Source organism: Phyllobacterium sp. LjRoot231 (assembly GCF_964253365.1).
Lineage (GTDB): Bacteria > Pseudomonadota > Alphaproteobacteria > Rhizobiales > Rhizobiaceae > Phyllobacterium.
The window spans coordinates 447,095-472,452 of the sequence record NZ_CAXUQT020000003.1; the positions used below are offsets into that span (position 1 = coordinate 447,095).

General features: G+C 57.4%; 24 protein-coding genes and 8 pseudogenes. 15 read left to right on the top strand and 17 right to left on the bottom strand.

The window, feature by feature from the left end; translation table 11 throughout:
- Positions 1-15: 15 nt before the first annotated feature.
- Genes ACSQ3H_RS28345 through ACSQ3H_RS28375 form a run of 7 tightly spaced genes read left to right on the top strand, consistent with a single transcriptional unit; the run spans position 16 to position 7,381 of the window.
- Positions 16-1,296, top strand: a complete 1,281-nt coding sequence (locus tag ACSQ3H_RS28345; protein WP_436120373.1) for an ABC transporter substrate-binding protein — start codon at positions 16-18, stop codon at positions 1,294-1,296.
- 53 nt (positions 1,297-1,349) lie between these two features.
- Positions 1,350-2,069, top strand: a complete 720-nt coding sequence (locus ACSQ3H_RS28350) for an ABC transporter ATP-binding protein (protein WP_436120374.1) — start codon at positions 1,350-1,352, stop codon at positions 2,067-2,069.
- Positions 2,069-2,788, top strand: a complete 720-nt coding sequence (locus ACSQ3H_RS28355) for an ABC transporter ATP-binding protein (RefSeq protein ID WP_436120375.1) — start codon at positions 2,069-2,071, stop codon at positions 2,786-2,788. Before ACSQ3H_RS28350 ends, ACSQ3H_RS28355 begins: the two co-directional genes overlap by 1 nt.
- Positions 2,775-3,638, top strand: coding sequence for a branched-chain amino acid ABC transporter permease (locus ACSQ3H_RS28360; protein WP_436120376.1), 864 nt, complete (start codon positions 2,775-2,777; stop codon positions 3,636-3,638). Before ACSQ3H_RS28355 ends, ACSQ3H_RS28360 begins: the two co-directional genes overlap by 14 nt.
- Before the next feature lie 9 nt (positions 3,639-3,647).
- Positions 3,648-4,733, top strand: a complete 1,086-nt coding sequence (locus ACSQ3H_RS28365; protein ID WP_436120377.1) for a branched-chain amino acid ABC transporter permease — start codon at positions 3,648-3,650, stop codon at positions 4,731-4,733.
- A complete protein-coding gene (locus ACSQ3H_RS28370; protein WP_436120378.1) occupies positions 4,726-6,480 on the top strand; it encodes an FAD-dependent monooxygenase in 1,755 nt (584 codons plus the stop codon). Before ACSQ3H_RS28365 ends, ACSQ3H_RS28370 begins: the two co-directional genes overlap by 8 nt.
- A gap of 7 nt (positions 6,481-6,487) precedes the next feature.
- A complete protein-coding gene (locus ACSQ3H_RS28375) occupies positions 6,488-7,381 on the top strand; it encodes an intradiol ring-cleavage dioxygenase (protein ID WP_436120379.1) in 894 nt (297 codons plus the stop codon).
- A gap of 342 nt (positions 7,382-7,723) precedes the next feature.
- Here ACSQ3H_RS28375 and ACSQ3H_RS28380 read toward each other — a convergent pair.
- The 3 genes and pseudogenes from ACSQ3H_RS28380 to ACSQ3H_RS28390 form a co-directional block, all read right to left on the bottom strand.
- Positions 7,724-8,113 (bottom strand): annotated as a pseudogene (locus ACSQ3H_RS28380) (DDE-type integrase/transposase/recombinase); the annotation flags it as partial.
- A 64-nt stretch (positions 8,114-8,177) separates the two neighbouring features.
- A complete protein-coding gene (locus ACSQ3H_RS28385) occupies positions 8,178-8,891 on the bottom strand; it encodes an IS6 family transposase (protein WP_436120380.1) in 714 nt (237 codons plus the stop codon).
- Positions 8,892-9,038: 147 nt separating this feature from the next.
- A complete protein-coding gene (locus tag ACSQ3H_RS28390) occupies positions 9,039-9,755 on the bottom strand; it encodes a 2-keto-4-pentenoate hydratase (protein WP_436120381.1) in 717 nt (238 codons plus the stop codon).
- Between the two features lie 1,142 nt (positions 9,756-10,897).
- On the opposite strand from ACSQ3H_RS28390, the pseudogene ACSQ3H_RS28395 reads away from it, so the two are divergent.
- A pseudogene (locus ACSQ3H_RS28395) lies at positions 10,898-11,415 on the top strand (transposase); the annotation flags it as partial.
- A gap of 56 nt (positions 11,416-11,471) precedes the next feature.
- Here ACSQ3H_RS28395 and ACSQ3H_RS28400 read toward each other — a convergent pair.
- Positions 11,472-11,687, bottom strand: a pseudogene (locus ACSQ3H_RS28400) (IS5/IS1182 family transposase); the annotation flags it as partial.
- 78 nt (positions 11,688-11,765) lie between these two features.
- Between ACSQ3H_RS28400 and ACSQ3H_RS28405 the strand changes: the two are divergent.
- Positions 11,766-12,470 (top strand): annotated as a pseudogene (locus ACSQ3H_RS28405) (IS6 family transposase).
- 122 nt (positions 12,471-12,592) lie between these two features.
- Here ACSQ3H_RS28405 and ACSQ3H_RS28410 read toward each other — a convergent pair.
- From ACSQ3H_RS28410 to ACSQ3H_RS28425, 4 genes are all read right to left on the bottom strand, one after another.
- Positions 12,593-12,994, bottom strand: coding sequence for a TadE/TadG family type IV pilus assembly protein (locus ACSQ3H_RS28410; RefSeq protein ID WP_436120382.1), 402 nt, complete (start codon positions 12,992-12,994; stop codon positions 12,593-12,595).
- The gene (locus ACSQ3H_RS28415) at positions 12,984-13,424 is read right to left on the bottom strand and encodes a TadE/TadG family type IV pilus assembly protein (RefSeq protein WP_436120383.1); all 441 of its coding nucleotides are present in this window, start codon (positions 13,422-13,424) and stop codon (positions 12,984-12,986) included. The genes ACSQ3H_RS28410 and ACSQ3H_RS28415 overlap by 11 nt, the downstream gene beginning before the upstream one ends.
- 3 nt (positions 13,425-13,427) lie before the next feature.
- The gene (locus tag ACSQ3H_RS28420) at positions 13,428-14,648 is read right to left on the bottom strand and encodes a pilus assembly protein TadG-related protein (protein WP_436120384.1); all 1,221 of its coding nucleotides are present in this window, start codon (positions 14,646-14,648) and stop codon (positions 13,428-13,430) included.
- Positions 14,649-14,800: 152 nt separating this feature from the next.
- Complete coding sequence (locus tag ACSQ3H_RS28425; protein ID WP_436120385.1) at positions 14,801-15,121, bottom strand: hypothetical protein; 321 nt, start codon at positions 15,119-15,121, stop codon at positions 14,801-14,803.
- Positions 15,122-15,364: 243 nt separating this feature from the next.
- Between ACSQ3H_RS28425 and ACSQ3H_RS28430 the strand changes: the two genes are divergently transcribed.
- Entirely contained in the window at positions 15,365-15,715 is a 351-nt protein-coding gene (locus tag ACSQ3H_RS28430) for a hypothetical protein (RefSeq protein ID WP_436120386.1), read from the top strand.
- Positions 15,716-15,791: 76 nt separating this feature from the next.
- Complete coding sequence (locus ACSQ3H_RS28435; protein ID WP_436120387.1) at positions 15,792-16,031, top strand: DUF1127 domain-containing protein; 240 nt, start codon at positions 15,792-15,794, stop codon at positions 16,029-16,031.
- Between the two features lie 225 nt (positions 16,032-16,256).
- Here ACSQ3H_RS28435 and ACSQ3H_RS28440 read toward each other — a convergent pair whose 3' ends face one another.
- The 6 genes and pseudogenes from ACSQ3H_RS28440 to ACSQ3H_RS28465 form a co-directional block, all read right to left on the bottom strand.
- Complete coding sequence (locus ACSQ3H_RS28440) at positions 16,257-16,802, bottom strand: IS6 family transposase (protein WP_436120388.1); 546 nt, start codon at positions 16,800-16,802, stop codon at positions 16,257-16,259.
- A gap of 220 nt (positions 16,803-17,022) precedes the next feature.
- Positions 17,023-18,066 carry an IS110 family transposase gene (locus tag ACSQ3H_RS28445; protein ID WP_436118895.1) on the bottom strand — a complete coding sequence of 348 codons (1,044 nt, stop codon included), beginning with the start codon at positions 18,064-18,066 and terminating at the stop codon, positions 17,023-17,025.
- 79 nt (positions 18,067-18,145) lie between these two features.
- Positions 18,146-18,376, bottom strand: a pseudogene (locus tag ACSQ3H_RS28450) (IS6 family transposase); the annotation flags it as partial.
- 49 nt (positions 18,377-18,425) lie between these two features.
- Positions 18,426-18,914 (bottom strand): annotated as a pseudogene (locus ACSQ3H_RS28455) (transposase); the annotation flags it as partial.
- Positions 18,915-18,993: 79 nt separating this feature from the next.
- Positions 18,994-19,602, bottom strand: a complete 609-nt coding sequence (locus tag ACSQ3H_RS28460; RefSeq protein ID WP_436120389.1) for an LptA/OstA family protein — start codon at positions 19,600-19,602, stop codon at positions 18,994-18,996.
- 260 nt (positions 19,603-19,862) lie between these two features.
- A pseudogene (locus ACSQ3H_RS28465) lies at positions 19,863-20,075 on the bottom strand (ISKra4 family transposase); the annotation flags it as partial.
- Between the two features lie 335 nt (positions 20,076-20,410).
- On the opposite strand from ACSQ3H_RS28465, the gene ACSQ3H_RS28470 reads away from it, so the two are divergent.
- Together ACSQ3H_RS28470 and ACSQ3H_RS28475 are read left to right on the top strand one after the other, a co-directional pair.
- On the top strand, positions 20,411-20,665 hold the full coding sequence (locus ACSQ3H_RS28470; protein ID WP_436120390.1) for a type II toxin-antitoxin system ParD family antitoxin: 255 nt from the start codon (positions 20,411-20,413) through the stop codon (positions 20,663-20,665).
- Positions 20,665-20,958 carry a type II toxin-antitoxin system RelE/ParE family toxin gene (locus ACSQ3H_RS28475; protein ID WP_436120391.1) on the top strand — a complete coding sequence of 98 codons (294 nt, stop codon included), beginning with the start codon at positions 20,665-20,667 and terminating at the stop codon, positions 20,956-20,958. The genes ACSQ3H_RS28470 and ACSQ3H_RS28475 overlap by 1 nt, the downstream gene beginning before the upstream one ends.
- Before the next feature lie 415 nt (positions 20,959-21,373).
- Here ACSQ3H_RS28475 and ACSQ3H_RS28480 read toward each other — a convergent pair whose 3' ends face one another.
- The 3 genes from ACSQ3H_RS28480 to ACSQ3H_RS28490 form a co-directional block, all read right to left on the bottom strand.
- Entirely contained in the window at positions 21,374-21,904 is a 531-nt protein-coding gene (locus ACSQ3H_RS28480) for a dihydrofolate reductase family protein (protein ID WP_436120392.1), read from the bottom strand.
- Between the two features lie 193 nt (positions 21,905-22,097).
- A complete protein-coding gene (locus ACSQ3H_RS28485; RefSeq protein ID WP_436120393.1) occupies positions 22,098-22,811 on the bottom strand; it encodes an IS6 family transposase in 714 nt (237 codons plus the stop codon).
- Between the two features lie 446 nt (positions 22,812-23,257).
- Positions 23,258-24,670, bottom strand: coding sequence for a PLP-dependent aminotransferase family protein (locus ACSQ3H_RS28490; protein WP_436120426.1), 1,413 nt, complete (start codon positions 24,668-24,670; stop codon positions 23,258-23,260).
- Positions 24,671-24,760: 90 nt separating this feature from the next.
- On the opposite strand from ACSQ3H_RS28490, the gene ACSQ3H_RS28495 reads away from it, so the two are divergent.
- Positions 24,761-25,177, top strand: a complete 417-nt coding sequence (locus ACSQ3H_RS28495) for a cupin domain-containing protein (RefSeq protein ID WP_436120394.1) — start codon at positions 24,761-24,763, stop codon at positions 25,175-25,177.
- A gap of 47 nt (positions 25,178-25,224) precedes the next feature.
- A pseudogene (locus ACSQ3H_RS28500) lies at positions 25,225-25,344 on the top strand (carboxymuconolactone decarboxylase family protein); the annotation flags it as partial.
- Positions 25,345-25,358: the final 14 nt, after the last annotated feature.

Consider the following 25,358-nt stretch of genomic DNA (forward strand, 5'->3'; position numbering starts at 1 on the left):
ATGGGAGGAGGAAACATGTTTACCAGACGCGAGTTTCTAAAGACGACGGCTGCTACCGGTGCGCTCGCCGCGACATCCGGCCTTGCAACGCCGGCGATCGCTCAAAATGCGGCGATCAAGCTCGGCTATGTCAGCCCGCGGACCGGGCCGCTCGCCGCCTTCGGCGAGGCCGACAAGTTCGTCATCGACAGTTTCCTTTCAAAGACAAAGTCGATGGGTCTCAATTACGAGGTCGTCGTCAAGGACAGCCAGTCTAACCCGAACCGGGCGGCGGAAGTCGCCAAGGAACTGATCGTCGATGATGAGGTGAACCTCATTCTGGTCGCCTCCACGCCGGAGACGACCAATCCGGTGGCAACGACCTGCGAGGCGGAGGAAATGCCGTGCATTTCCACGGTCGCGCCGTGGCAGCCCTGGTTCATCGGCCAGCAGGGCAATCCCGGCGACCCGGCCTCGTGGAAGCCATTCAATTATGCCTTTCACTTCTTCTGGGGCCTCGAAGACGTCATCGCCGTCTTTACCAATATGTGGTCCCAGATCGAGACCAATAAGAAGGTCGGCGGCCTCTTCCCCAATGACGGCGACGGCAATGCCTGGGGCGACAAGGTTGTCGGCTTCCCACCGGTGCTCGAAAAGATGGGCTATGCGCTCACCGATCCTGGGCGCTACCAGAACATGACCGACGATTTCTCGGCGCAGATCAACGCCTTCAAGTCCGGCCAGTGCGAAATCATCACCGGCGTCGTCATCCCGCCGGATTTCACTACCTTCTGGAACCAGGCCAAACAGCAGGGTTTCGCCCCGAAGATCGCCTCGATCGGCAAGGCGCTGCTCTTTCCGCAGACGGTGGAAGCGCTGGGTAACGCCGGTCACAACCTGTCCTCGGAAGTCTGGTGGACGCCGAGTCATCCATTCAAGTCGTCGCTGACCGCCGAGACGTCGGCGCAGGTAGCCGAGGCCTTCACCAAGGTGACGAGCCGGCCCTGGACGCAGCCGATCGGTTTCGCCCATGCGCTATTCGAACTGGCAGTCGATGTGATGAAACGCGCCGGCGATCCGACCGACAGCGATGTCGTCGCCGAGGCGATCGCCGCCACCAAGCTTGATACGCTGGTCGGGCCGATCGCCTGGGACGGCAAGAACCTGCCGCCTTTCGCCGCAAAGAACATTGCCAAAACGCCGCTCGTCGGCGGCCAGTGGCGGCTGAAGGACGGCGGCGGCTACGATCTCGTCATCACTGACAACAAGACAGCGCCGAACATTCCGGTCGGCGGCAAGATGGAAGCAATCGCCTGATTTTTGGCGCGGGGAGCCTTGTGGAGGTCCCGCCTTTCCTAGGAGGAATGGGCATGGCTATTCTAGAACTCGATGGGGTCTCGAAAAAATTCGGTGTGCTGACGGTCGCCGAGCAGATTTCCTTTGCCGTCGGCGACGGCGAGGCGCTCGGCATCATCGGCCCGAACGGTGCCGGCAAGTCGACACTCTTCAATCTCATCACCGGCAATATCGCCACCGACAGCGGTAATATCCGCTTCCGCGGCAGCGATGTGACACGCGTGTCGCCGATGGCACGCTGCCTGTCGGGCATGGGGCGAACCTTCCAGATCCCGCAACCCTTCGAGAAGCTGACGGTGTTCGAAAACCTCTTGGTCGCCGGAGCCTTCGGTTCGCGGCGACGGGAGGCGGAGGTGTCGGATCGCTGTGCCGAAATCCTCGTCGAGACCGGGCTGATCGACAAGGCCAATGCGCCGGCCGGCAGCCTGTCGCTGCTGCAACGCAAGCGGCTGGAGCTCGCCCGGGCGCTGGCGACCGAGCCGAAGCTGCTGTTGCTCGACGAGATCGCCGGCGGGCTGACGGAAGGCGAGTGTCGGTCGCTGGTCGCCACAATCCGCAACATCCATTCGAGCGGCATCGCCGTCATCTGGATCGAGCATGTGCTGCATGCGCTGAACTCAGTGGTGGAGCGGCTGCTGGTCCTACATTTCGGCAAGGTCATCGGCATCGGCAAGCCCGATGAGATCATGGCCTCGCGTGAAGTTCGCGAAATCTATCTGGGGATCGAAGTCTGATGACGCTTCTCGAAACCAAGGGACTGACTGCCTCCTATGGCGATTTCCAGGCGCTGTTCGGTGTCGATATCACCGTCGGCGCCGGCGAAACCATCGCCATTATCGGGGCCAACGGTGCCGGCAAGACGACACTGATGCGCTCGATCGCAGGCGTGTTGGCCAGTTCGGCGGCATCGATCCTTTATCGGAACGAGCCGATCGGCGCACTGCCCGCACCGGATATTCTGGCGCGTGGGATCGCCATGGTGCCGGAAGGGCGAAAACTCTTTCCGTCGCTGACGGTCGAGGAAAACCTGCTGATCGGCAATTATGGCCGCAAGGTCGACGGCCCGTGGACGCTCGAGAGCATCTTCGCGCTTTTCCCGATCCTGAAGGAGCGACGCAACAATCCCGCAACCGCGCTTTCCGGCGGCCAGCAACAGATGGTGGCAATCGGCCGGGCACTGATGTCGAACCCAGAGGTGCTCCTCTGCGACGAGATCAGCCTTGGCCTGGCACCGGTCGTGGTGCGCGGCATCTATGCGGCCTTCCCGCGCATCCGCGAAACCGGCGCCTCGATCGTCATCGTCGAGCAGGACATTGCGCAGGCGCTGAAGGTCGCCGACCGCGTCTACTGCATGATGGAGGGGCGGGTGACGCTCACCGGCCGGTCTTCGGATTTGAGCCGCGATGATATCCACAAGGCCTATTTCGGGACGGAACACCATGAACTGGCTTGATACCATTCTCCAGGGCGTTTTGCTCGGCGGCCTCTATGCGCTGTTTGCGGCGGGCTTGAGCCTCGTCTTCGGCATCATGCGGCTGGTCAATCTCGCCCATGGCGATTTGATCGTGCTCGCGGCCTTCCTGATCCTCGTGCTGGTGACGACACTTGGTCTCAACCCGTTTGTCGCCGCCGTGATCGCGGCGCCGCTGATGTTCGCCATCGGCTGGGCGCTGCAATATCTCCTGCTCAACCGCACACTCGGCAAGGATATCCTGCCGCCGCTGCTCGTGACCTTCGGCCTGTCGATCGTCATCCAGAACGGTCTGCTTGAAAGTTTTTCCGCCGATAGCCGCCGCGTCTTTGCCGGCAGCCTGGAAAGCGCCTCGATCAATCTCGGCCCGGTCAATGCCGGCATCATGCCGCTGATGACCTTCTTCTCGGCCGTCGCCGTCATCGTGTGCCTCAACCAGTTGATCTACCGCACCTCCGTCGGCCGCGCCTTCCGGGCGACCTCGGATGATCCGGTGACCGCCGGCCTGATGGGCATACGGCCGCAGCGCATTTTTGCGCTGGCAACGGGTTTGGCCATGGTCGTAGTGACGATCGCCGCGCTCTATCTCGGCACGCGCGCCAATTTCGATCCGACATCGGGGCCGGCGCGGCTGATCTATGCCTTCGAAGCGGTCATCATCGGTGGGCTCGGCTCGCTGTGGGGTACGCTTGCCGGCGGCATCATTCTCGGTGTTGCGCAGACAGTCGGCGCTGCGATCAATCCGGAATGGCAGATCCTTGCCGGCCATCTCGCCTTTTTGGGCGTCCTCCTGTTCAAGCCGCGCGGCCTCTTCCCGCGCGCCGTCGATTGAGGTGCAGCGATGACCATGGCCATTCCATCCTTCACGGTCGAGACGCGCACAAGGGCGTCGACAGTGTCGGCAGCGGCGGTCATCGCTCTGCTGCTTCTCGCCTTTGCCGCTCCCTTCGTCGTTTCGCGCGGTGTCATCCAGGAGCTGTTCTTCATCCTCACCATGCTGGTGCTGGCGCAGAACTGGAACCTACTTGCCGGTTATGCCGGGCTGATCTCGGTCGGCCAACAGGCTTTCGTGGGGTTTGGCGCCTATACGATGTTCGGCGCGGTCATCCTCTTCGGCGTCGATCCGGTCGTTGCGATCCTGATTGCCGGGCTGTTCTCGGTTGCCCTTGCATTTCCGACCGCCTTCTTCACCTTCCGGCTCTACGGTCCCTATTTCGCCATCGGCACCTGGGTGGTGGCCGAAGTCGTGCGGCTGTTGCTTGCCCAGTGGAAGGCGCTTGGCGGCGGCACCGGCACCTCGCTGCCGCGCGATGCGACCCGCGACATGGTGGGCGTAGACATGATGCGCGATGTCTTCGGCATGAAGGCCTCGCAGGCAAGCGATGCGCTAACCTATTGGCTGGCGCTGATCCTCGTCGTCGCGACGATCGGTTTCATCTATGGTCTTCTGCGCAGCAAGCAGGGTCTTGGCCTCGCCGCCGTCCGTGACAACGAGCAGGCCGCCCGCGCCGTCGGCGTCGATGCGCGGCGGATGAAGACGCTGGTCTACCTCGCCACCGCCTTCATCACCGGCATCTGCGGCGCGCTTATCTACGTCCAGAAGGCGCGCATCTCGCCGGATGCCGCCTTCTCGGTCACCGACTGGACGGCCTACGTCATCTTCATCGTCGTGATCGGCGGCATCGGTACGATTGAAGGCCCGATCCTCGGCGTCATCATCTTCTTCTTGCTGCAGAACCTGCTGGCCGACTACGGCTCCTGGTACCTGCTGATGCTGGGCCTTCTCGGCATCGCCATCATGCTTTTTGCGCCGCGCGGCCTCTGGGGATTGTTCTCCGACCGCACCGGCATCCAGCTTTTTCCGGTCCGCCGCGTTCTGAAGGGCGGGCCGCTCAATCTCACGCATAAGGGAGGGCCTCATGGCTGACATTACCACCGACGTACTCATCATCGGCACCGGCCCGGCAGGCTCGGCCACCGCAGCCCTGCTTTCGTCCTACGGGGTCGAGAACATGGTGATCAACCGCTACCGCTGGCTCGCCAGCACGCCGCGCGCGCACATTACCAACCAGCGCACCATGGAGGTGCTGCGCGATCTTGGCCGCGACGTGGAGGACGAGGCCTATATGTTCGCCGCCGAGCAGGATCTGATGGGCGAGAACGTTTTCTGCACCTCGCTTACCGGCGAGGAGATCGGCCGGATGAAGAGCTGGGGCAAACATCCGCTTTCCCGCGCCGAGCATCAGCTTTCTTCGCCAACCCAGATGAACGACCTGCCGCAGACCTTGATGGAGCCGCTCTTGTTCAAGACCGCCTGTTCGCGCGGTACTCAGTCGCGCATGTCGACGGAATATCTGAGCCACGTCCAGGATGGCGATGGCGTCACGACGACCTGTCTCGATCGGCTGACAGGCAAGGAATTCACGGTCCGCTCCAAATATCTGGTCGGGGCGGATGGTGGCAATTCCAAGGTCGCGGAACATGCCGGCCTCGCCTTCGAGGGCAAGATGGGTGTCGCCGGCTCTATGAACATCCTGTTCCAGGCCGATCTCTCCCGTCTGGTCGCGCATCGTCCCTCGGTGCTTTACTGGGTGCTGCAGCCGGGCGCGGATGTCGGCGGCATCGGCATGGGGCTGGTGCGCATGGTGAGGCCGTGGAACGAATGGCTGATCGTCTGGGGTTACGACATCAACCAGCCGGCACCGCAGGTGGATGAAGCGCATGCGAAGAAGGTGGTGCGCGATCTGGTCGGCGACCCCGATCTCGAAATGACCATCAAGTCAGTCTCGACCTGGACCGTCAACAATATGTACGCCACCACCATGTCAAACGGCCGCGTCTTCTGCATGGGCGACGCGACCCACCGGCATCCACCGTCGAACGGCCTTGGCTCCAATACCTCGATCCAGGACGCTTTCAATCTCGCCTGGAAGCTCGCCTTCGTGCTGAAGGGCGCGGCCGGGCAGAAACTACTCGACAGCTATCAGGCCGAACGGGCGCCGGTCGCCAAGCAGATCGTCACCCGCGCCAACAAGTCGATCGAGGAGTTCGGACCGATCTTCAAGGCGCTCGGCCTGCTTGATTCCATCGACCCCGTGAAGATGCAGCAGAACATGGATGCCCGCTGCAACAACACCGTGACCTCCGAAGAGCAGCGTGCGGCAATCCGCAAGGCGATTGCCGACAAGGTCTATGAGTTCGATTGCCACGGTGTCGAGATGAACCAGCGCTACCGCTCCGGCGCGGCCATCACCGATGGGCAGGTGGAGCCGGCCTTCACCAAGGACCCGGAACTGCACTGCCAGCAGACCACTTGGCCCGGCGCGCGGCTGCCGCATGCCTGGGTGTTTTCCAATAGCGGCGAGAAGGTTTCGACACTCGATCTCACCGGCCACGGCAAATTCACGGTTCTGACCGGTATCGGCGGGCAGGGCTGGGTCGAGGCCGCCCGTAGTCTCGGCAAGGAATTGGGCATCGACATCGCCGCCCATGTCATCGGCCCGCGCCAGCCGTGGCAGGATTTTACCGGCGACTGGGCCAATATCCGCGAAATCCGCGACAGCGGTATTCTGCTGGTCCGCCCGGACCACCATGTCGCCTGGCGGCGCGAGACGATCACCGACGATCCGGCGGGCGAACTGCGTCGGGTGCTAACAGCCATTCTTGGAAAGTGAGACCGTGATGGACGCGCATGAAAAAGGCTTCTTTACCGAAGAGAATTCCGTCGAGGTCGTCAACGGCCGCAACAAAAATGCCAAAGACGAGCGGCTCAAGCAAATCATGGAAGTGGTCACTCGCAAACTGCATGAGGCGGTCAAGGAGATCGAGCCGACGCAGGAGGAATGGTTCCAGGCGATCCTGTTCCTGACGCGTACCGGCCAGATGTGCAACGAGTGGCGGCAGGAGTTCATCCTCCTGTCCGACACGTTGGGCGTCTCGATGCTGGTCGATGCGATCAACAACCGCAAGCCGTCCGGTGCCTCGGAAAGCACAGTGCTCGGTCCCTTCCATGTCGAGGGCGCACCGGAGCTGGAGATGGGCGCCAATATCTGCCTTGATGCCAAGGGCGAGGACATGGTGATCGGCGGACGCATCCTCGATACGGCGGGACAGCCGATCAAGGATGCGGTAATCGACGTCTGGCAGGCCAATGACGAGGGCTTCTACGACGTGCAGCAGCAGGGCATCCAGCCGGATTTCAACCTGCGCGGCGTCTTCCGTACCGGTGCCGACGGCCGCTACTGGTTCCGGGCGGTAAAGCCGAAATACTATCCGATCCCGAATGACGGCCCGGTCGGCCAGATGCTCGATCATCTCGGCCGCCATCCTTATCGCCCCGCACATCTGCACTACATCATTAAGGCCGACGGCTTCGAGACGTTGATCACCCACATCTTCGATCCGGACGATCCCTATATCAATTCGGATGCCGTCTTCGGCGTTAAGGAGAGCCTACTCGCGGAATTCAAGCACACGCATGATCCGGGTCGCGCCGAGGCGTATGATTTCGATGGCGACTTCTGGGAAGTCGAGCACGATTTCGTCCTTGCGCGTGTCGGCGAAAAACGGGGCTAGAACTGCTCCGGCCAAAACCGTCTTGCGGGATCGCTTCGTTTGCACAATTCCGGACGGAAACCGCTACAATTTTTTTCTAGAGCAGCTTCAGCGGACTGCGAGTAATCGTGTGGGTTCGCGGACGAAATATCGGTCGAGCGCCGTCCGGAATGGCTCAGGCTCGAGGCTTCCCGGAACAGAATCATCGAGGAGCGCATCTTCGGGCATTTGGTGGGCGATGCTTTAACAATTCGCGACGAGGGGCCCTGACAAGAACACCGCGAAATGGTCGGGATCGAAAAGAATGGGTTGTGTCGCAAATTTTGATGATAGACGCGATGGATTTTGTTTGGCAGCCAACAGTCACGCTGCCAGCATATCGAATTGTTCGGCCAGAGACGGATTTGGATTAAAGGCAAATCTTGCCTGTCGTTTGCGCATCATGTGGATCAGTTCGACCCCGGACAGGATAATCTCTGCCGCCTTTAGCGACTTAAATCCAAGCATCGGTCGGATGCGGCGTTTGATCCTTCTATGATCCTGCTCAATGCGGTTGTTGAGGTATTTACTCGTCCTGATTGTGATTGGCTTTTGTTCATTCCTGCCATATCCGGCGTTCAGCCGATCGGTCATATCGCAGAAGATGATCGCTTCGCGGTTTGTCTGGCTGCCATCAATGACAACACGATCAGGGCGGCCATGGTGCAGGAGCGCTTTCCTGGAGAAGCGCTTTGCAGCAGCAAGATCTCGGTGCGGCACCGTAAACTTAACCTGATATATTTTGCATTTGGGCGCTTTTGTGACTTTGTAGCTGATCTCATGCCGCTTGTAGGCATGCGATCTCGCGCCACGCATCCATGGCAGCGTTGCGACAAGCGTGATGGTCGGATGAAGTTAACTTGTTGCGTGGAAAATGGTGGAGATTGGCAATGGGATCATGAATGGAAACGAAGCGTTGAAGCTGCCGAGTTGATTTGAATCGCTTCATGATCTTTTCTCGTCGTCGAATTGGCTGGTGCGAATTCTCCGCCCGGTTGTTGAGCCCCTTATGCTGGCGGTGATCGCAAACGGTCAGACCAATCTGCCTGTTGCCAGCCGCATAGGATCTGAGTTTGTCCGTCACCATGACACGCGGCACACAACCTTGTTTCTTAAGCAGCTTGCGGATCAAGCGTTTGGCGGCCTTGGTATTCCTGTGGCTTTGTACCAAGACGTCCAATACAAAACCATCCTGATCGACGGCGCGCCAGAGCCAGTGTTTCCTGCCCCTGATCGAAACGACAGCTTCATCAAGGTGCCACTTGTCGCCAAGGCGTGGCGTACGTCTGCGGATCTTATTGGCGTAGCCCCGCCCGAACTTTTCCGCCCATGTGCGGATCGTCTGGTGTGTGACGATTATGCCCTTGTAGGCAAGCATGTCTTCGACCATGCGAAGACTGAGCGGGAAGCGGAAGTACAGCCACACCGCCTCGGCGATAACTTCAGCTGGAAAACGGTGACGGCGATAGAGTAGATCACGAACCTCGGTCATCACTCAAATTCACAAAGAAACATCGCCAACTGGTTAAGTTTACGGTGCCGTTTTCAGCATTTACAGTAAGCCAGACGTTAGGTCGCCCGGTGGAGCCAGCAAATTGCAAAGCAGTCGCCAACAATTCGCCTCCAGTTCCTGTTGCGGCTAGGACTGCTGGATCTCAACGCATTTCGGCCGCACGTTAAATCCGATTTGCGAATGCCCGCTAAAACCCGCGTCAAAGCGGACTCCCGGTTCAAGAGACGTGATCCCAGTACAGGATCCCGTCATAACGATTTCCCCGGCACGCAACGGCAGCCCCGCTGCGGCGCGCTCGCCAGCCAACCACGCGAGCGCAATGAGTGGATCCCCCAACACGTCAGCGCCGGAACCCTGGGCGACCGGGTTTCCATCAATCAAGGCGGTCACGCGGATCGATGGAAAATCGAGTTCCTGCCAATGCGAAATCGATGCCCCCCGAATTATGTCCGAGGCAAAGCAAAGATCTGCCACCACCAAAGGAGCGGTCATGGGTACGGACAATGGAATTCTGCGCGCTGCGATCTCGATCGCTGGAAAACAGTCTGAGATCAGACCAATGAGGGCGGTGCGATCTAACGCACCCGTAAAGCTTGGAAAATCTTCAGCGAGTACAAAGCCGAATTCGCATTCAGCGCCGAGCATCGTGCTGTTCACGGACAGTGTTGAGTCCGGCTCCCACACGCGCTCGCAAAAGACTGGGCCGAAGATCGGTCCGGTTAAGCCCAAAGACGCCTGTGATTTCGCATTTGTGGCCCCGATTTTGGTGCCGCAAATGGTCAAGCCCGTCATAACTGCAGCGGCTTCCTGGATTCGGTAGGCTGACTGAAGGTCGATCGGCATTTCAATTTGCCCGGATATATGTGTTCCAGACAGGAAACTGCGGGCTATTTTTCCTGCAGTCATTCCAGCGCTATCTATCATGGCAAACGTCCTGGTTATCTGCGGCTTTCAGGGCGCGCGCTGCTGTTATAGGGAAAGCCCGGACCAGAGCAATCCCGTAGCCAAAGCCTCTGCGTGTCATGGTGGTCATGATCGTCTGGTCCTTCACGCGATTTTTCTGGGGCGTGGCGCTTCAACAATGCCTCAACAGCCAGTAAATTCACATTGGCAGGAAACAACAAGTACGCAACGGTTAATTGACAGCAGTCGCGAAGCCAACGCCCGACGTCATGTCGCATATCATCGGAGATGGTGGCATTTGCTACCGAACTCCGGAAGTTCCTGTGGATCCGTGCATCAATCATCGATCGCAGTTAGGCGGTGAGTGCAAGAATCTGATCCAGTTACCAACGTGATTTCAAATGGTCACCCTCGTGTTTCCCATGGGGAGCAGGGGCGCAATCAGCCGTTCTAACCATCTACATGTAGTGTGAACCTGAGCGACCGGGATAAGCTTTTCAACTACTGATGTGACCAAAATCTTGAACGACTATATCAAGCATAGTTGGCGAGTGCTGCTGATCGCCGAAGTTTGAAACACGCTCGCCTTGCAGCATGCTCGTTCAAAGAATGCACTTCCTCTGCAATACGAACCCGACCAAGTTCGACACAATCCCTTTCCACCCGAAGCCGGCAATTCGCCCGCGCCAACGGGTTCCTACGCAAGGAAAGGATGCAAGATGAAATGGATACTTTTCAGACTGGGCGTGTTCCGCCTTCTTCGGTATGATCGGAATGTGCCGCAGGCCTGGCGTGCCAGCCAGTATTTTAGGCACTATATGAGGCACGGCTATTCGCCTGTCGAGGCATTCGAGTACGATAGATACTGTCGAAATGTTATTAAATGGCGATAGCGCCCAGTTATAGTGGTAATGCTTCTGATCGGCCGAACTTTATTGCTCGAATTGCGCCTCAGGCTGCGCACGCGACTTAGGATCAAGCCTGGCGTTCATGTGTGCCCCGTCAGCGCCCTTGAGACAAAAGCAGTTTAATCGAGAAGAGAGGATTTCTGGTTCATCGTAGCTCAATCAAAGGAAGCGAAGATGAGACAGAAAACCGGGTCGCAGAAACCAGCGGCAGAACATGTAATCAAGGATATCCGGCGGGCAACGCGCAAGCATCATTCCGCTGAGGAGAAGATCCGCATCGTGCTGGAAGGCCTGCGCGGTGAGGAAAGCATCGCAGCGCTGTGCCGCCGCGAGGGCATTGCTGAGAGCCTCTATTACAGCTGGTCGAAGGAGTTCCTCGAAGCCGGCAAGAAACGGCTGGCGGGCGACACGGCCCGAGCCGCCACCTCCGATGAGGTGAAGGTTCTTCGCCGCGAGACACGTGACCTCAAGGAGGTGGTCGCCGAACAGGCCCTCGAATTGCGTCTGCTCAAAAAAAGCATGATCGTGGATGGGGGCGACGAGGAATGAGATATCCAGCCACCGAAAAGCTGGAGATCATCCACCTTGTCGAGCAATCGCATCTGCCGATCCGCAAGACACTTGAGAAACTCGGCATTTCCCGGCCAACCTTCTATCGCTGGTATGACCGGTTTCTCGACCATGGCATCGAAGGGGCGTTGGTGCGCGGATATGGGAGGAGGAGCAATTCGATCTTTGATGCCGTCTGTTATGGCTGTCTGTTTTTGCGGCGGACGGAATCCGGGCGTCCGGTTGCCAGCATGCGGTTGAGAACGGCGCAGCCGATGGCGACTTCAGTCTGTTGAGCCGTAAAACACCGTGCACGCAGACGCGGTCCGATCAGCGCCTTGTAGCGCCCCATGGTGGTCTCGATCAGGGCGCGTTTGCCGTAGCCGGTGGCCGCCTGCCAGTTCAGCCGTCCCCGTTCTGCGATCGCCCTGATTTGGCTGTCCGGCGTTGTCACCTTATTCTGGCTTAAGGTTTGCAGGGTAGAAGTGGAGGTATGAACCAAGCTCGCATCAGTTATAAGAACCATCGCTTTCCGCCACAGGTCATTGCGCATGCGGTTTGGCTCTATTTCCGGTTTCCCTTGAGCTTGCGTCTGGTCGAGGAAATGTTGCTGGAGCGTTGCATTGTCGTTTCGTACGAAACCATCCGACGCTGGGGGAAGAAGTTCGGTCCGGACTACGCACGTCGTCTTCGCCGCAAGCAACCGGGGCCTGCTGACATCTGGCATCTCGACGAGATGGTCGTCAGCCTCAATGGCAGAAAGTACTGGCTATGGCGTGCCGTTGATCAGGATGGTTATGTGCTTGACGAGATCGTCCAGAACCGCCGCAACACCAAGGCCGCGAAGCGCTTGCTCACACGGCTGCTGAAGAAACAGGGCATGGCGTCTAAGCGGATGATCACTGACAAGCTGCGGTCCTATGGAGCAGCAAAGCGCCAGGTCATGCCGGATGTCGAGCATCGATCGCATAAGGGCCTTAACAATCGGGCGGAGAATTCCCATGTGCCGTTGTGAAAACGCGAGCGAACGATGCAGGGCTTCCGTTCGCCGGGTAGCCTGCAGCGTTTCGTTTCGATCTTCTCGGCCGTCCGCAACCTCTTCGTCTCACCCCGCACAAGCCAATCCGCATTGCAAATTCGCTTGCATCGCCTCTGCGCCATAGCCGAGTGGAAAGTCGTGACCGAAACACTCGCCTGAAAACCCGATCACGGCTTCCATACATGCTGTCGCCAACAAGGTGACAACGCCGAGCGCTGGTATAATAAGCGGAACGTGCGCGCGGCGCGGGAATGGATGGGCCTCTCAGCGGCGCAAACACCTTATGGCGCAGCCATCGGTACCGTGATCGACGCATTGTAATTTACCGGATACTGATCGATTAGTGGAAGGTCGACCACAAAGCTGTATGTGGCGGTAACATGCGCCATCCTGAAGCCGCCGTCAGATTGGTCAATCGCCAATGACACCGTGACATTTTGTAATCCCAATTGGCGCACGTGGTCCTTGACCATTGCCTCGATCTCATTTTGGCTGAGCGAATTTTTCAATTGAAGCGCCCGCGAGCTCTCTTCAAGCGCGTATCGTACGCTGGACATGGCGTTCATGCTCCACCCGAACACGACAATGCCCAGCAAAAACATCATCAGCAATGGAGCAACCAAGGCGAATTCGACCGCAGTTCCGGCCGTTTCATCGCTCTTGAATGAACGGCTACCGGACACGTATCACCTGTTCATGACTGAGATCGCGCGAAACCGAATATATGTCGAGATCGAACGGAGCGGTCCAAGTCGTTTTCGCTTGAATATGCACCAAGCTTATAGGGGCTTTTGACCCCTCACACAGGCTCGACGCAGTGACCACGCTGTTCCCGCACATATATATACGGCTCAACAGCACCTGCGCATCATCCGGGCGACTGTCCCAACTTGCAAGCGCGACTCGCTCGATCGCTGCATCGTCTGCGGCACCTTGCATCACCATGTTGGCCGCCGTTTTTACGCTTGCGCGCATCGAAAGTGCGCTCGAAGCAAGAGACCAGCCATCAATGATACCGAGGGACAAGAGGCAAAGGATGGGTGCGACCAAGGCAAACTCTATCGCTGCAACCCCCGACTCGCTCCCCAATTTCCGCGGACGGCGCGCTTTCACGACTTACTCGACCAGTTGGATGGATTGCGTCGCCGGAATGTCCCGCATTCCGAGGCTGCTGCAATCCTGGTTGATGCCTGTGTTTCCTGTCCACTCGATCGTTCCGGCCACGACTTGCGAACAGCCGCCTTTTCCTGAGAAGTTTCCGAGATATCGAACCTGTTGTTTCGCAAAATAAAGAGCGCCAGTGAGCAGTGAATCCGCTGTCCCATTGAACGTATTCGATCCCCCAAGACTCGATCGGTCGCCAAAAAAAAGTATTCCCGAATAGGGCCCCGAAGTTGGTGCGCTAAGTTGAACGGTAGCGTTACCGTTCATACTCACACGCGAGCTTCCTGCCAAATAGATCATGACCCCTTCCCCAGAGACGTATGCATTTGCATTTATCTTGAAATCACCGCCCTTGATGACATAGATGCCGGGAGAAAGGCTCACATTGCCGCCCAGCGCAAGCCCACTGCAGTATGTCCCCGGCGTCAGCGCGGTTGCCTTTGCACTCTGACATGTGCTCGAGACTTGCGGCGTTGGGACGTCGTCGAAAGGATCAGCGGCTGCCAATGCCTTAGTGATCGGCGCTGCACAAGAAGTTTTGACAGCGCCGTTGCCCAGATCCACACCTCCGGCTGATATCAGGCAATCTACCTGGAGTTTGGCGGAACCTTGCACCTTGATCGCGTTTGCGTCTATTGAGTTTGCCATCACAGAACAGCCCTTCAGCTTAACGTCGGAGCTGCCAGAAAAGAGCGCCGCATTTGAAGCGGACGGATCAAGCGCGAGAATGCAGGCCTTTGAAGCCTCAGAAATAAGTGCGACGGCTCTGGCCTGCGCGATCACGGGCGTTTGCGAGTAGATCGATGTGAAGAACCGCCCCAGCCTTTGGTGAAGGATCACCTCGACAGCCCGTTTTGTGGTATTTGGTCCGGTTGACGGAGGAGTGAAAACCTCGATTTCGCCCGTCGAGGTTTCAAAATGGTTTGACGTTGCTGAAGACGTCGCGGCGGCAACTATTGCCGGTGTGCCAGATCCCGACGCTTTTTCCAGTGCACCCGCATAGGCAGACGCATCCGCCGCCGCCTGTAATTTTAAATCACTGTAAAACCAGTAAGACGTTTCAACACCTAGTCCGGCGCCACCGATGACGAGTGGCAGGCAAAGCGCAAAAATAATAGCAACGTTGCCATCCTCTTCTGCATTTCGTTGCAGAAAGCTCCCGAAAGATTTCATATGACCGAAGCGCCATCTTCTCATTCCCTATGAGACACACAAAATGATGAACAATCATTTTAAGGGCTTCATCACAATTTAATTTCTTGATGAGCCAAGATCTACTTCAATGTCATTTCATATTTGCGAGTACTCCCCCATTAATCCGAACGCTACTGCCAATAATGTAAGAAGCGAAAGCGCGGGGGTTGAAAGAGCTGGTTCACCACGATGTTCGTCGCGATCGGACCGTGAACGAGAACCATCGACACGGGCAGCGCCATGGCGCCAGATGCTGCGATGATCAACTGAGCGGGATGCAATTGGCGCGTCAAGAAAGGCCAACTTAAGTCATCGGAACGAACATCCCGAGGAACGTTGTGTTGAAAACCTTTCGATTTGTCAGACTGGGCTTTGCGAAACGGTGTAATCACCAGCTTAGACAAGCCATAAGACACCCCGGCCAATTCCATTGCCGTGACAAGCTGGCTCATGGCAGCCCAACGGTCGATCCTGACAGCGTGGAATTGCTTCAATGGATATTGAGGGTGAAGAACGCTAGCGGTGTCATGATCACCATCATTCCAGCAACCAGGTGTCGCACTGCATTCAATCAGGGTCTTCCTCAATCTGTGTGATGATTTTTTTATAAACTACCTGTCCTTGGCGATCTAACAGAACATCGTAAGCCTTGCGACGTTCCAAATCTACCAGGCTGGCCCCATGGATACCGCCTTATGCCAGTTCCAGTCACCTTCCTGGGTGCCGCGAGTGGTGAAATTGGGTTTGGGTTGCTGCAAAATGCTGTCGTCACTGACTGGAATGCCAAGACGCTTTATCGGGCGCGCTCCTGGCAGCCTGTCGACGCCGAAGAAGGTGAACAAATTCAGCTACCTGATGCGTCCGGCGTGCGCAGGGAGAAGTGTTTTTCGGGCGATCATTCAAGCAAAGCATCACACAGATTGAGGAAGACCCTGATTAACTGCAGCGCGACACCGCCATCGGGTATCTTGATTGATGCACAGGAACTTCCGGCTGCGAGAATGGCGACATTGAACGATTGTTCGAGCTGGGCATGGCAGATTTGACCGCATTTCAGCATTTCCGACTTTAGTGGCGAAGATCCGGCAGTGTTAGGTTCCCCTGCAACCAGGAGGAGCTGAGATGACACATCAAGAACTCCGCAGCGAGCTACGTGGCAAATTGTTTAAACCGGGAAACCAGGCCTATGACGCCGTCTGTGTCGTGTGGAACAGCATTGCTGCAAAAACCTGGCAAGCATATATCAGTTATCGGTCGCACCGGGCAGGCCGCCAGCATGTCAACAAGCTCAGCGATCATTTGCTTGCAGATATTGGCGTCACCCCCCAAGAAGCTGAGGAACTTGACCGTCGAAAGCTCTAGGGGGGGTGGGGATGCGCAAGACGTTGTTTTGCATGGCCTCGGTTGTTGATAAGAGGCGGCGCAAAGGCGTTCCGCTTGGCCTTTTGGCTGTAGCGCCATGCATCGACCACGCTGTGGAACTCGACCAGCAAGATCGAAGGAGTTCCTTGAAGCTGGCAAGATGGCAGCGTAAACTTAACCTGGCGTATTTGCCCTTTGGGCGCACTGGTGGCTTTGTTGCTGATCTCATGCAGCCTGCACGCATGCGATCTCACGCCACGCATCCATGGCAGCGTTGCGACGATCACGATGGTCGGGTGAAGAGAACTTGTTGCGTGGAAAATGGTGCAGATTGGCAATGGGATCATGAATGGAAACGAAGCGTTGAAGCTGACGGCTTGATTTGAATCGCTTCATGATCCGCTCCCGTCGCCGAATTGGCTGGTGCGAATTCTCCGCCCGGTTGTTGAGCCCCTTGTGCTGGCGATGATCGCAGACGGTCAGACCAATCTGCCTGTTGGCAGCCGCATAGGATCTGAGTTTGTCCGTCACCATGACACGCGGCGCGCAACCTTGTTTCTTGAGAAGCTTGCGGATCAAGCGTTTGGCCGCCTTTGTATCCCTGCGGCTCTGTACCAGGACATCAAGAACGAACCCATCCTGATCGACCGCGCGCCACAGGAAATGTTTCCTGCCATTGATGGTGATGACAACCTCATCGAGGTGCCATATGTGGACGGCCCCCTCCTTGCAAGAACTCTTTGATGATTTGATCGGATCTCTTGCGTTCATATGTCCGGCCTTTTGGTGCGTTCACACATGAACGCTGGCCAAGATGGGTTCCGCGACGTGGGTTCCAAACACTTGATCGGCCACGTTGGGCCACTGGCACCTACGGAGTGTACCGCGTCTCGGATCGATCGATCACACCATCTACTCGTTTCCTGCAAGTTCACGCATCAGCTCAGCACGGTAGCGTCTGTATCCTGCTCACCGTGACCGACTGATCTCTTCACGCCGCGCAGGCCAGAGCCGGTCGCGCAGCATTGCCCTTGTAAGCCTCGCCGGTCACCATCATTTTCCAGGCGATCCTGGCGATCTTGTTGGCCAACGCGACAGCCGCGAGTTTTGGCGGCTTGCGCTTGAGCAACCCGATGAGCCAGAGCGAAGCGTTCCTGCCTCTTCCCGCTCTCACCTGTCGAAGCAACGAGGTCGCACCCACGACCAATGTTTTGCGCAATGCCTCATCGCCGGCCCTCGTAATGATACCGAGCCTGACTTTGCCAGCAGTCGAATGATCCTTGGGCGTCAGGCCCATCCAGGCGGCAAACTGCCTTCCGGATGTGAACTGTTCCGGTGCCGGCGCTTTCATCACCAGCAAGACCGCGCCGATCGGTCCGACGCCAGGAATCTTTGCAAGACGGCGACAACATTCATTGTTGCGATACCAGGCCATCAGCTTTGCCTCCACCTCTTTCAGGCGCTCACCCAACTGCGCAAATTCCTCAGCGAGGGACGCGAACAGCTCACGCGCCACAGCCGGAATGCTTTCATCAATCATGATGCGTTCCAGAAGGAGCGGAATATGAGACATGCCTTTGGCCGCGGTCAGCCCGAACTCAGCTGCATAGCCACGAATCGTATTGGCAAGCTGCGTCTGTGCGGCGACAGCGCGCTCGCGCATGCCCACCAGCATCAGCGCGGCTTGCTGATCCGCACTCTTCACCGGAACGAACCGCATCGTCGGGCGGCTCATCGCCTCGCATAGCGCTTCGGCATCGGCCGCATCATTCTTGCCGCGCTTGACGTAGGGCTTCGCCAGTTGTGGTGCGATCAGCTTTACCTCATGTCCGAGCCCCGTCAGCAACCGCGCCCAGTGATGCGAAGCGCCGCAGGCTTCGATCGCAATCACGGTCGGTGGGCATGTCGCAAAGAAATCCACCATCTCCTTGCGGCGCATCTTCTTGCGCAGGATCGGTTGCTCGGCGGCGTTGACGCCATGCAATTGAAAGACGTGCTTTGACGTATCCATGCCAATACGGATAATCTGATCCACGGACGGCTCCTTTGTTTGAGATCGTTAACGACTCACTCTGGCACATTTCGATGCCGTTCGGGGGCCGTCCACCCCAACACTTGTCATCAAAGCGGGGGGCACGACGGCGGATCCTGCTGGCGTAGTCGCGACCGAATTTCTCCGCCCAGTTGCGGATTGTCTGGTGCGTTACGATGATGCCCTTATAAGCGAGCATATCTTCCACCATGCGAAGACTGAGCAGAAAGCGAAAATACAACCATACCGCTTCGGCTATTATTTCAGCTGGAAAACGGTGACGGTGATAAAGTGGATCATGAGCCTCGGTCATCACTCAAAGTCACAAAAAATCATCGCTAACTGGTTAAGTTTACGGTGCCCTTGCACCACTTGCGGCGGGATTTGGCACCATGCTTTTCTTCCGGCCACTGGCCGGCACCGTAGATCTGCAGGCCGGTGCTGTCGACCAGCACATGCAATGGACCACCCGGCACTTCCGTTCCGTCATCCAATCTGACTGACGGCTTCCAGGTCCGCGCCCTGCGGCTTAGCGTCGTGTGATCGGGAACGGGCAGGTTCAATCCCATCAGTTGGAGCACCGAACCCAGCAAGCCCTCGGTCTGGCGCAGCCGCAGTCCGAACACCAGGCCCAGCGTCAGAGCAGTCTCAATTGCCAGATCGGCATAGCGCGGCTGGCCACCTCGTGTCTTGCGCCGCAGAGCCTGCCATCCGATCAGCGCTTCCGGCGTCATCCACAGGGTCGGACTGCCACGGCGGCGAAGACCCGCCTCGTATTCCGGCCAGTTCGTCACCTTGAATTTCATCTTGCCGATGCGATGACGGCGGGCGGCGTTATGTTTATGCGGCATGGTGTGGAATCACAGTGATTGCGGTCTCAGCTGCTTACTCTCCAACTGTTGATGATCTGTGCACCAACGCCCTCCCGACTCAGTTCTTCGGGGCGTTCTTGGGTGCAACAATGATGGAGATGCGGCCTGTCGGGCCGCTCTTGCAGCTTTCAAGCTGGGCCTCACCCGTCTTGAGCTGCGCAGTCAATTTGCAGCCAACAGCGACATTGTCGCCCTGTGTCAGAACAACCTTGTTGCCGGTCAGAACCAGCACTTCCGTTTTCATATCAAACGTGCCGTGATCACCGGTCGCAACCTGATCCTCGGATTTGACGTAAACCTCATCGTTGACCTCAAGATGATCAATATCCTGCGACCCGGGCCCAATCCCCCCGGTTTTCGGCGCATCAGCCGCAGTGGCATCACCAGGCTCTTTCTTGGCGCCCTTGATGTAGTAGACAATCATCGAGCCGGCCTTCAGAAGCGTTGCGCCCTGAACTACGGTAACATCGCCGGTGAATGTGGCGGTGCCTTCATTGTCGTGAACGACCAGCTTGTCGGCATCGATCTGGATAGGCTGATCGCCGGACAACTTGATGCCGCCATTCGCTGCGCCGCCAGCGTTCTGCTGCGCCGAGGCGGGAATGGAAGATGCCAATATACCGAGTGCTACGGTCGAAATGCTGATCAGTCTTGCCCCGCGCGACATCGTCTTCTCTCCTAAATCCGGGGATATACGCTTAAAGGGGCGCCGACAAGATTTGTTCCAAATCATACGATAACGGGGCATTTAGAACAAAGAAGCACAGAAGGTTATTCTTTGGCTAAAACCTTGGGAGCAGTCGGGATTCCCCTCCATCTTCATTAGGGTAACTATTTGTAACAGCTCATGAATCTGGTAAGCGTATGATTTGGGACAAATCTTGTCGTCGCCCCAACTATGCGAGAGCATAAGGATCTGTGGGGCAGTCACGCTGCGATCTTGCGGTGATGGTTTTCATAATTGTCATTCGCCCGCCCAGGATAACATTCCTCGAACGTTGAACGGAGGGTTCCGTCAAGGGTTCTGGTGCGCGTTTGCAAGAGCAGATGCGCGCCGCGTTTGCTCCATTGTATTTGCTGCTTCTTGGCGAAACGTTTGCTGATGAGGGCATTCACGGTCGCCTCCACAAATGCCGAGGAAAATGCGTTCACGCAACGATGGTTGCAGAACACGCTCGGTCCGATTGTGGACATCTAGGCACAAACAAAAACGGCCATTATCGGCATTTTCAAACGAAGGTTTCCTGACAGGTTTTGTAATTGAACAAATGCCGAATCCTGAGCAAGGATGGTCAAGATTTACCTGTTGGGTGGTTCAAGGCTGACCACCTAGTTCACCGTTTTAATAATGGAGACTCCCGGTGGGGCGTAATGGGGTCAGAATGAACTCTGCCCGCCTGAAACTTCGTGTCGAAGAGGATCGGTTTGACAAACTTTGCCAAACTCAGTTAATCTGGGCGCAAATGGAGGCTTGAATGGCTACTATGAACGTGTCTCTACCGGACCCAATGAAAGATTGGGTCGAAGCCCAAGCAAGGACCGGGCGATACTCCAATGCTAGTGACTATGTGCGCGATCTGATTCGAAGGGACCAAACGCGTAGTGATAAGATTGTTGCCATGCAACGCTTCGTCGATGACGGTCTCAAAAGTGGTGTTGGCAGCCGGTCGAAGGACGAGCTCTTCGCTGCGGCTGCCGCGCGCACGGAAACGGCGCGCGGCAGCAGATAATGCGTTTTAGCCTTTCTGTCGAAGCGGAAGAGGACATCATTGCCTTCACCGAGCAAGGTATCCGCATGTTCGGAACTCTACAGGCTAGGCGGTACCATGACGACTTGTTCGCGGTACTTGAACTGATCGCCGCGAATCCCCGAATGGCTCGTGAGCGAGAAGAGATTTCGCCGCCGGTCAGGATCCATCCGTTCAAAGCCCATCTGATTGTCTACCGCATCGAAGAGAATGGAACCATTTTCGTGATCCGAATACGCCATGGACATGAAGATTGGGCCAGCGAACCTGCTTAGGGTCCGCCGATTGAACAGACAAGCGCAGTTGCTTTTAGAGTAATCACCGCTAGGAATGTAACAGACGGCCTGACATTCCTTAAGCTGCTGTTATGCCGCTGAATCGTCCCCGCATATTGTTTCAGGATCGATGGTTCAATTCCCATCAAGGCGAGCATTTGAAGTCGGACCCCCAATGAGCGGCGGTCCGGTACACTAATTAACTAGAATTGGTAGGTGAGCTAGATAACGGATGTGCACCATCTACTCGTCATTGCGGCCATAGCGGCCACTGAACCGACGCCATCAAATGTCCGAGATGGGGCCGAAGGCGGACTGACAGCTTTTGGGTCGCTTCCATTGAATAGCTGTCGCTCAGCTACCGACCTCAAAGCGGACCTGCTGCATCGGCGCGATCCGCTGGGCGAGTGCGTGATCAAGCAGGAACGTAGGTTAACCTAATCACGTCCGCGCCGATTAAGTCGCTGGCCACAAGGCGGAGCGGCGGCCGCGGGCCGGCAAAAAATGGCTTGCCGCGACCAAGCACGACGGGGTGGAAGTAGAGCCGATACTCATCGATAAGGCCAAGGTCGGTCAGGCTTTGTGCCAGCTCTGGTCCGGAAACTGAAATCTCCCCAACGAGCTGAGTCTTCAGGCCACGTATCGCCGCCGCGATGTCATCCTCGACAAGTGTGGCGTTGGGGCCGACCGACTTCAACGAGCGCGACACGACCCACTTCGGTTGGCTCCGCCACGCCATCGCGAACTCGTGTTGCTCTGCACTCCATTCAGGACGGTCTTCGTCCCAATAGCGCATGACCTCGTACATGCGGCGGCCGTACACACTGCCTGTCAGGCCGCGGACGTGCCCTGTCCAGTGACGAAAGAGTGCGGGATCCGGCGCAAATTCCTGGTGGTCGACATAGCCGTCCAGGGACTGGTTCATTCCAAAGACGATCCTTGCCATGCAGCTAAGTCTCCAATCCAGGTCTTTTTGAATATGTTTGACTCGTTGTAGCGTAGAAGCGAGGTTGGGCACAAACTATGGTCACTTTGGCAAAATGTAACAAATAATCAGAGGCCCTTTAACCACCGCGGCACTGTAACCTTAACTTGTGGCCGATATTGCTCAGACACATTGTCCGTCTTTGATGGTAGATTTAAGCGGCGCTCACGCATGTGATCTCACGCCACGCGGTCATTGCAGCATGACGAAGTTCGCGATGATCGTTTGAAGTGAAGGTAGTGCGAGGAAAGCAGTAAAGGTTGGCAATGGGATCATGGATGGAAACAAATCGCTGAAGCTGCGCGGGTGATTTGAAGCGCTTCATAATCGCCTCCCGTCGTCGTATCGGCTGATGGGAATTCTCCGCCCGATTGTTCAATCCTTTATGCTGGCGATGATCGCAGACGGTTAGTCCAATCTGTCTGTTGGCCGCCCCGTAGGATCTGAGCTTGTCGGTCACCATGACCCGGGGTGCACGACCTTGCACCTTCAGCAGCTTGCGGATCAAACGCTTGGCTGCCTTGGCATTCCTGCGGCTTTGCACCAGGACATCGAGGACGAAGCCGTCCTGATCAACGGCGCGCCACAGCCAGTGTTTTCTGCCCCTGATCGAAACAACGGCTTCATCCAGATGCCACTTGTCGCCAAGGCGTGGTGTCCGGCGGCGGATCTTGCTAGCGTAGTCCCTGCCAAACTTTTCCGCCCACTGTCGGATAGTCTTGTGTGTGACAATTACTCCCTTGTAGGCCAGCATATCTTCGACCATGCGAAAACTCAGTGGGAAGCGGAAGTACAGCCATACTGCTTCGGCGATGACTTCGGCTGGAAAACGATGGCGGCGATACAGAGGCGAGCAAGCGTTGTTCATAAAGCATTGTCGGTCATCAAAATAACCGGCAAGTTAAGGTTAAAGTGCCCTTGTGTCACTCTCGATCATTATATTGGGTCCCTGTCACGTGCTTCGAGTTTGGTAACGAAGGCAAATATAACATCAAACCCGTTCGCAAGGTATGCTAACCCAAGTTCATGACAAATGCCCTCTTATCGGCGTTTTCAAAGGGAAGGTTTCTGACCGCTTTTGAGATTGAACAAATTAGCCTAGGTGAGGCCTGGCAAGTCCCACTTGCGCGTTGCGGCGCGTGCCATGCCTCGTCCGGGCTGGGCTATTCGCCCAACCTTTGCCATTCGCCGAGAGTGCGCGCTATCCCCGATAACTGTCCTTCGCTCAGAAAGGCGCCAGCGGCTGCTTCGTGCTCCCTCTACACGTGGACAAGATGGTCACATCAATAGCCGACGGTTCTGCCTTGGAGTTGATCAGCTGAACCGACGGATTACTTCGAAGAGCCGATCACAGGATCGAGCAAGGCTCTTCGTCGGCGCTGTGGCGACACCAAGCAGGAGCCCAGACTCGGCGCTATCAGGCGACACATACCAGGCCGAAAGCGGCGCCGGAGACATGCCGAACGCCAAGGCTTCGCGTGCGACGGCCAAATCCGGTGTTCTCTTCGGCAATTTCAGCAGCACGACCAGGCCGGGTGAGGTAATTTGATCGGAGGCGACGGATCCTTGAAGACAATCCAGTAGCGCCTGCCGCTTGGCGGCATAAGCGCGCTTGGTGCGCCGGAGATGGCGCATATAGTGGCCCTCATGCATGAACTCGGCGGTGGCGAGTTGCAGCGCGGGGCCGGGTGGGGGCGCGAGACAGGCTGCCACCTCTGCGAACCGGGAAATCAGTTCGACCGGTGCGACCAGAAAGCCAAGTCGAATAGCCGGACTGATCGTCTTGCTGAACGAGCCGATATGAATGACCCGCCCATCCCGGTCGAGCGACGCGAGCGCCGGCGCGGCCCTGCCCGTCAGTTGTAGCTCGCTCAGATAGTCATCCTCGATCACCCAAACCTGGTTCGCGGCCGCCCACTCGAGCAGACGAAGGCGCCGCTTAAGTGACAAGGTGGGGCCAAGCGGCGCCTGTTGGCCGGGGGTCACGACGACGAGCTTCGCGTCAGGGTGGTGGCAAAAGCCATGATCGATATCAATACCGTCCGCATCAACGGGGATCGGAGCGATGGACAAGCCTCCAAGTTCAAGCCCCTTCCTGGCGAAGGGGAAGCCCGGATTCTCGACCCAGACGGTCTGCCCGCCCAAGCGAAGGACGCTGAGCGTCAGGCCGAGTCCCGCGTTGAACCCGCCGGTGACGATGATCTGCGATGGCGAGCAATTGATGCCGCGAGCGACGGCAAGGTAGCCGGCGATTTCCCGTCTCAGCTCAGGCTCGCCACGAGGATCGGGATAGATGGGGGGAGAACTCGCCTCGGCCCGGACCGCGTTCGCACGAATGCGCGCGAACAACGTTGCTGGAAAGGTCTCGGTTGCCGGCACACCCATCTGGAAGAGCGCAGGTCCATGCGTCATCTCCTTATAGATCTCCATGAACGAGCCGGCGTCCGGCGGCTGCTCGCTCTTTACGACGGCCCGAGGACGTTGGGCGACGCGCGTGCCAGTCGCCCGCGAGGCCTCAATCAACTGAGCAGCGGCCAGTTTCTCGTATGCGGTCCGTACGGTACCGCGCGCGACACCGAGTTGGGCAGCGAGATCCTGCCATGAGGGTAAGCGCGCACCGGGCTCCAGCACGTCATGTTCAATGGCAGTCGTTAAACCCCGTCGGATCTGCTCCGTTAAAGGTATCTTTGCCGTACGGTCGAGAGTCAGGTCCAGCCGCTTGTTCATGTCGTCGTAGTACATGATTTCTTCGTGTTCTTGGTGCTTTTTTTCTGGCCCAGTATGAGACATCTTTGGGCTACCAGAAGGAGAAAGCCCATGAAGGCCCCTACCATTGTTGCTACATGCGCTGTGCTCGCCTTGGCGGTTGCCGGGTCCGCCTCGGCTCATGAGGGTCAAGCCGAAACGGTCACGCCTAAATTCGATCAAGCGATCGCGAACATCCCCGGCAAGTCGCTCGTCGCTGTGGAAGTCGACTATGCACCAGGCGCAGCCTCCCCGCCGCACACACACGCGAAGTCCGCCTTCATCTACGCCTATGTGATCTCGGGTGAGATCGAGTCGAAGGTGAACAATGGCGAGACCCGCATCTACAAGGCTGGCGAGAGCTGGTCCGAAGCGCCAAACGCGAGCCATCCAATCAGCCGCAATGCGAGTAAGACCGAGCCGGCGAAGTTGCTCGCGGTCTTCGTCGTCGACTCTGACGACAAGGCGCTCACCACCCCTGTCAAATGAGACCGAAGGAACAAGAACAATGACCAAGAGGGCTCGATTACAACCAGATAGCTCCCAACGGAGCCGAGTCGCTCGGCGGTGTCTATGGCTATGTCATGCAGAGTGGTCTGCCTGGAGTACTGGTGGAGCTTGTCTATCTGCGGATCTCGCAGATTAACAACTGCGCCTAATACACCAGCAA

Bases quoted from the DNA above. Each gene is read 5' to 3' on its own strand.
- ACSQ3H_RS28490 (WP_436120426.1), bottom strand. From the start codon at position 24,670: ATGAACAAGCGGCTGGACCTGACTCTCGACCGTACGGCAAAGATACCT.
- ACSQ3H_RS28430 (WP_436120386.1), top strand. From the start codon at position 15,365: ATGCCAGTTCCAGTCACCTTCCTGGGTGCCGCGAGTGGTGAAATTGGG.
- ACSQ3H_RS28390 (WP_436120381.1), bottom strand. From the start codon at position 9,755: ATGCCGATCGACCTTCAGTCAGCCTACCGAATCCAGGAAGCCGCTGCA.
- ACSQ3H_RS28475 (WP_436120391.1), top strand. From the start codon at position 20,665: ATGCGTTTTAGCCTTTCTGTCGAAGCGGAAGAGGACATCATTGCCTTC.
- ACSQ3H_RS28420 (WP_436120384.1), bottom strand. From the start codon at position 14,648: ATGAAATCTTTCGGGAGCTTTCTGCAACGAAATGCAGAAGAGGATGGC.
- ACSQ3H_RS28370 (WP_436120378.1), top strand. From the start codon at position 4,726: ATGGCTGACATTACCACCGACGTACTCATCATCGGCACCGGCCCGGCA.
- ACSQ3H_RS28425 (WP_436120385.1), bottom strand. From the start codon at position 15,121: ATGAGCCAGCTTGTCACGGCAATGGAATTGGCCGGGGTGTCTTATGGC.
- ACSQ3H_RS28350 (WP_436120374.1), top strand. From the start codon at position 1,350: ATGGCTATTCTAGAACTCGATGGGGTCTCGAAAAAATTCGGTGTGCTG.
- ACSQ3H_RS28435 (WP_436120387.1), top strand. From the start codon at position 15,792: ATGACACATCAAGAACTCCGCAGCGAGCTACGTGGCAAATTGTTTAAA.
- ACSQ3H_RS28385 (WP_436120380.1), bottom strand. From the start codon at position 8,891: ATGACCGAGGTTCGTGATCTACTCTATCGCCGTCACCGTTTTCCAGCT.
- ACSQ3H_RS28480 (WP_436120392.1), bottom strand. From the start codon at position 21,904: ATGGCAAGGATCGTCTTTGGAATGAACCAGTCCCTGGACGGCTATGTC.
- ACSQ3H_RS28355 (WP_436120375.1), top strand. From the start codon at position 2,069: ATGACGCTTCTCGAAACCAAGGGACTGACTGCCTCCTATGGCGATTTC.
- ACSQ3H_RS28345 (WP_436120373.1), top strand. From the start codon at position 16: ATGTTTACCAGACGCGAGTTTCTAAAGACGACGGCTGCTACCGGTGCG.
- ACSQ3H_RS28485 (WP_436120393.1), bottom strand. From the start codon at position 22,811: ATGAACAACGCTTGCTCGCCTCTGTATCGCCGCCATCGTTTTCCAGCC.
- ACSQ3H_RS28360 (WP_436120376.1), top strand. From the start codon at position 2,775: ATGAACTGGCTTGATACCATTCTCCAGGGCGTTTTGCTCGGCGGCCTC.
- ACSQ3H_RS28365 (WP_436120377.1), top strand. From the start codon at position 3,648: ATGACCATGGCCATTCCATCCTTCACGGTCGAGACGCGCACAAGGGCG.
- ACSQ3H_RS28440 (WP_436120388.1), bottom strand. From the start codon at position 16,802: ATGAACGCAAGAGATCCGATCAAATCATCAAAGAGTTCTTGCAAGGAG.
- ACSQ3H_RS28375 (WP_436120379.1), top strand. From the start codon at position 6,488: ATGGACGCGCATGAAAAAGGCTTCTTTACCGAAGAGAATTCCGTCGAG.
- ACSQ3H_RS28495 (WP_436120394.1), top strand. From the start codon at position 24,761: ATGAAGGCCCCTACCATTGTTGCTACATGCGCTGTGCTCGCCTTGGCG.
- ACSQ3H_RS28470 (WP_436120390.1), top strand. From the start codon at position 20,411: ATGGCTACTATGAACGTGTCTCTACCGGACCCAATGAAAGATTGGGTC.
- ACSQ3H_RS28460 (WP_436120389.1), bottom strand. From the start codon at position 19,602: ATGTCGCGCGGGGCAAGACTGATCAGCATTTCGACCGTAGCACTCGGT.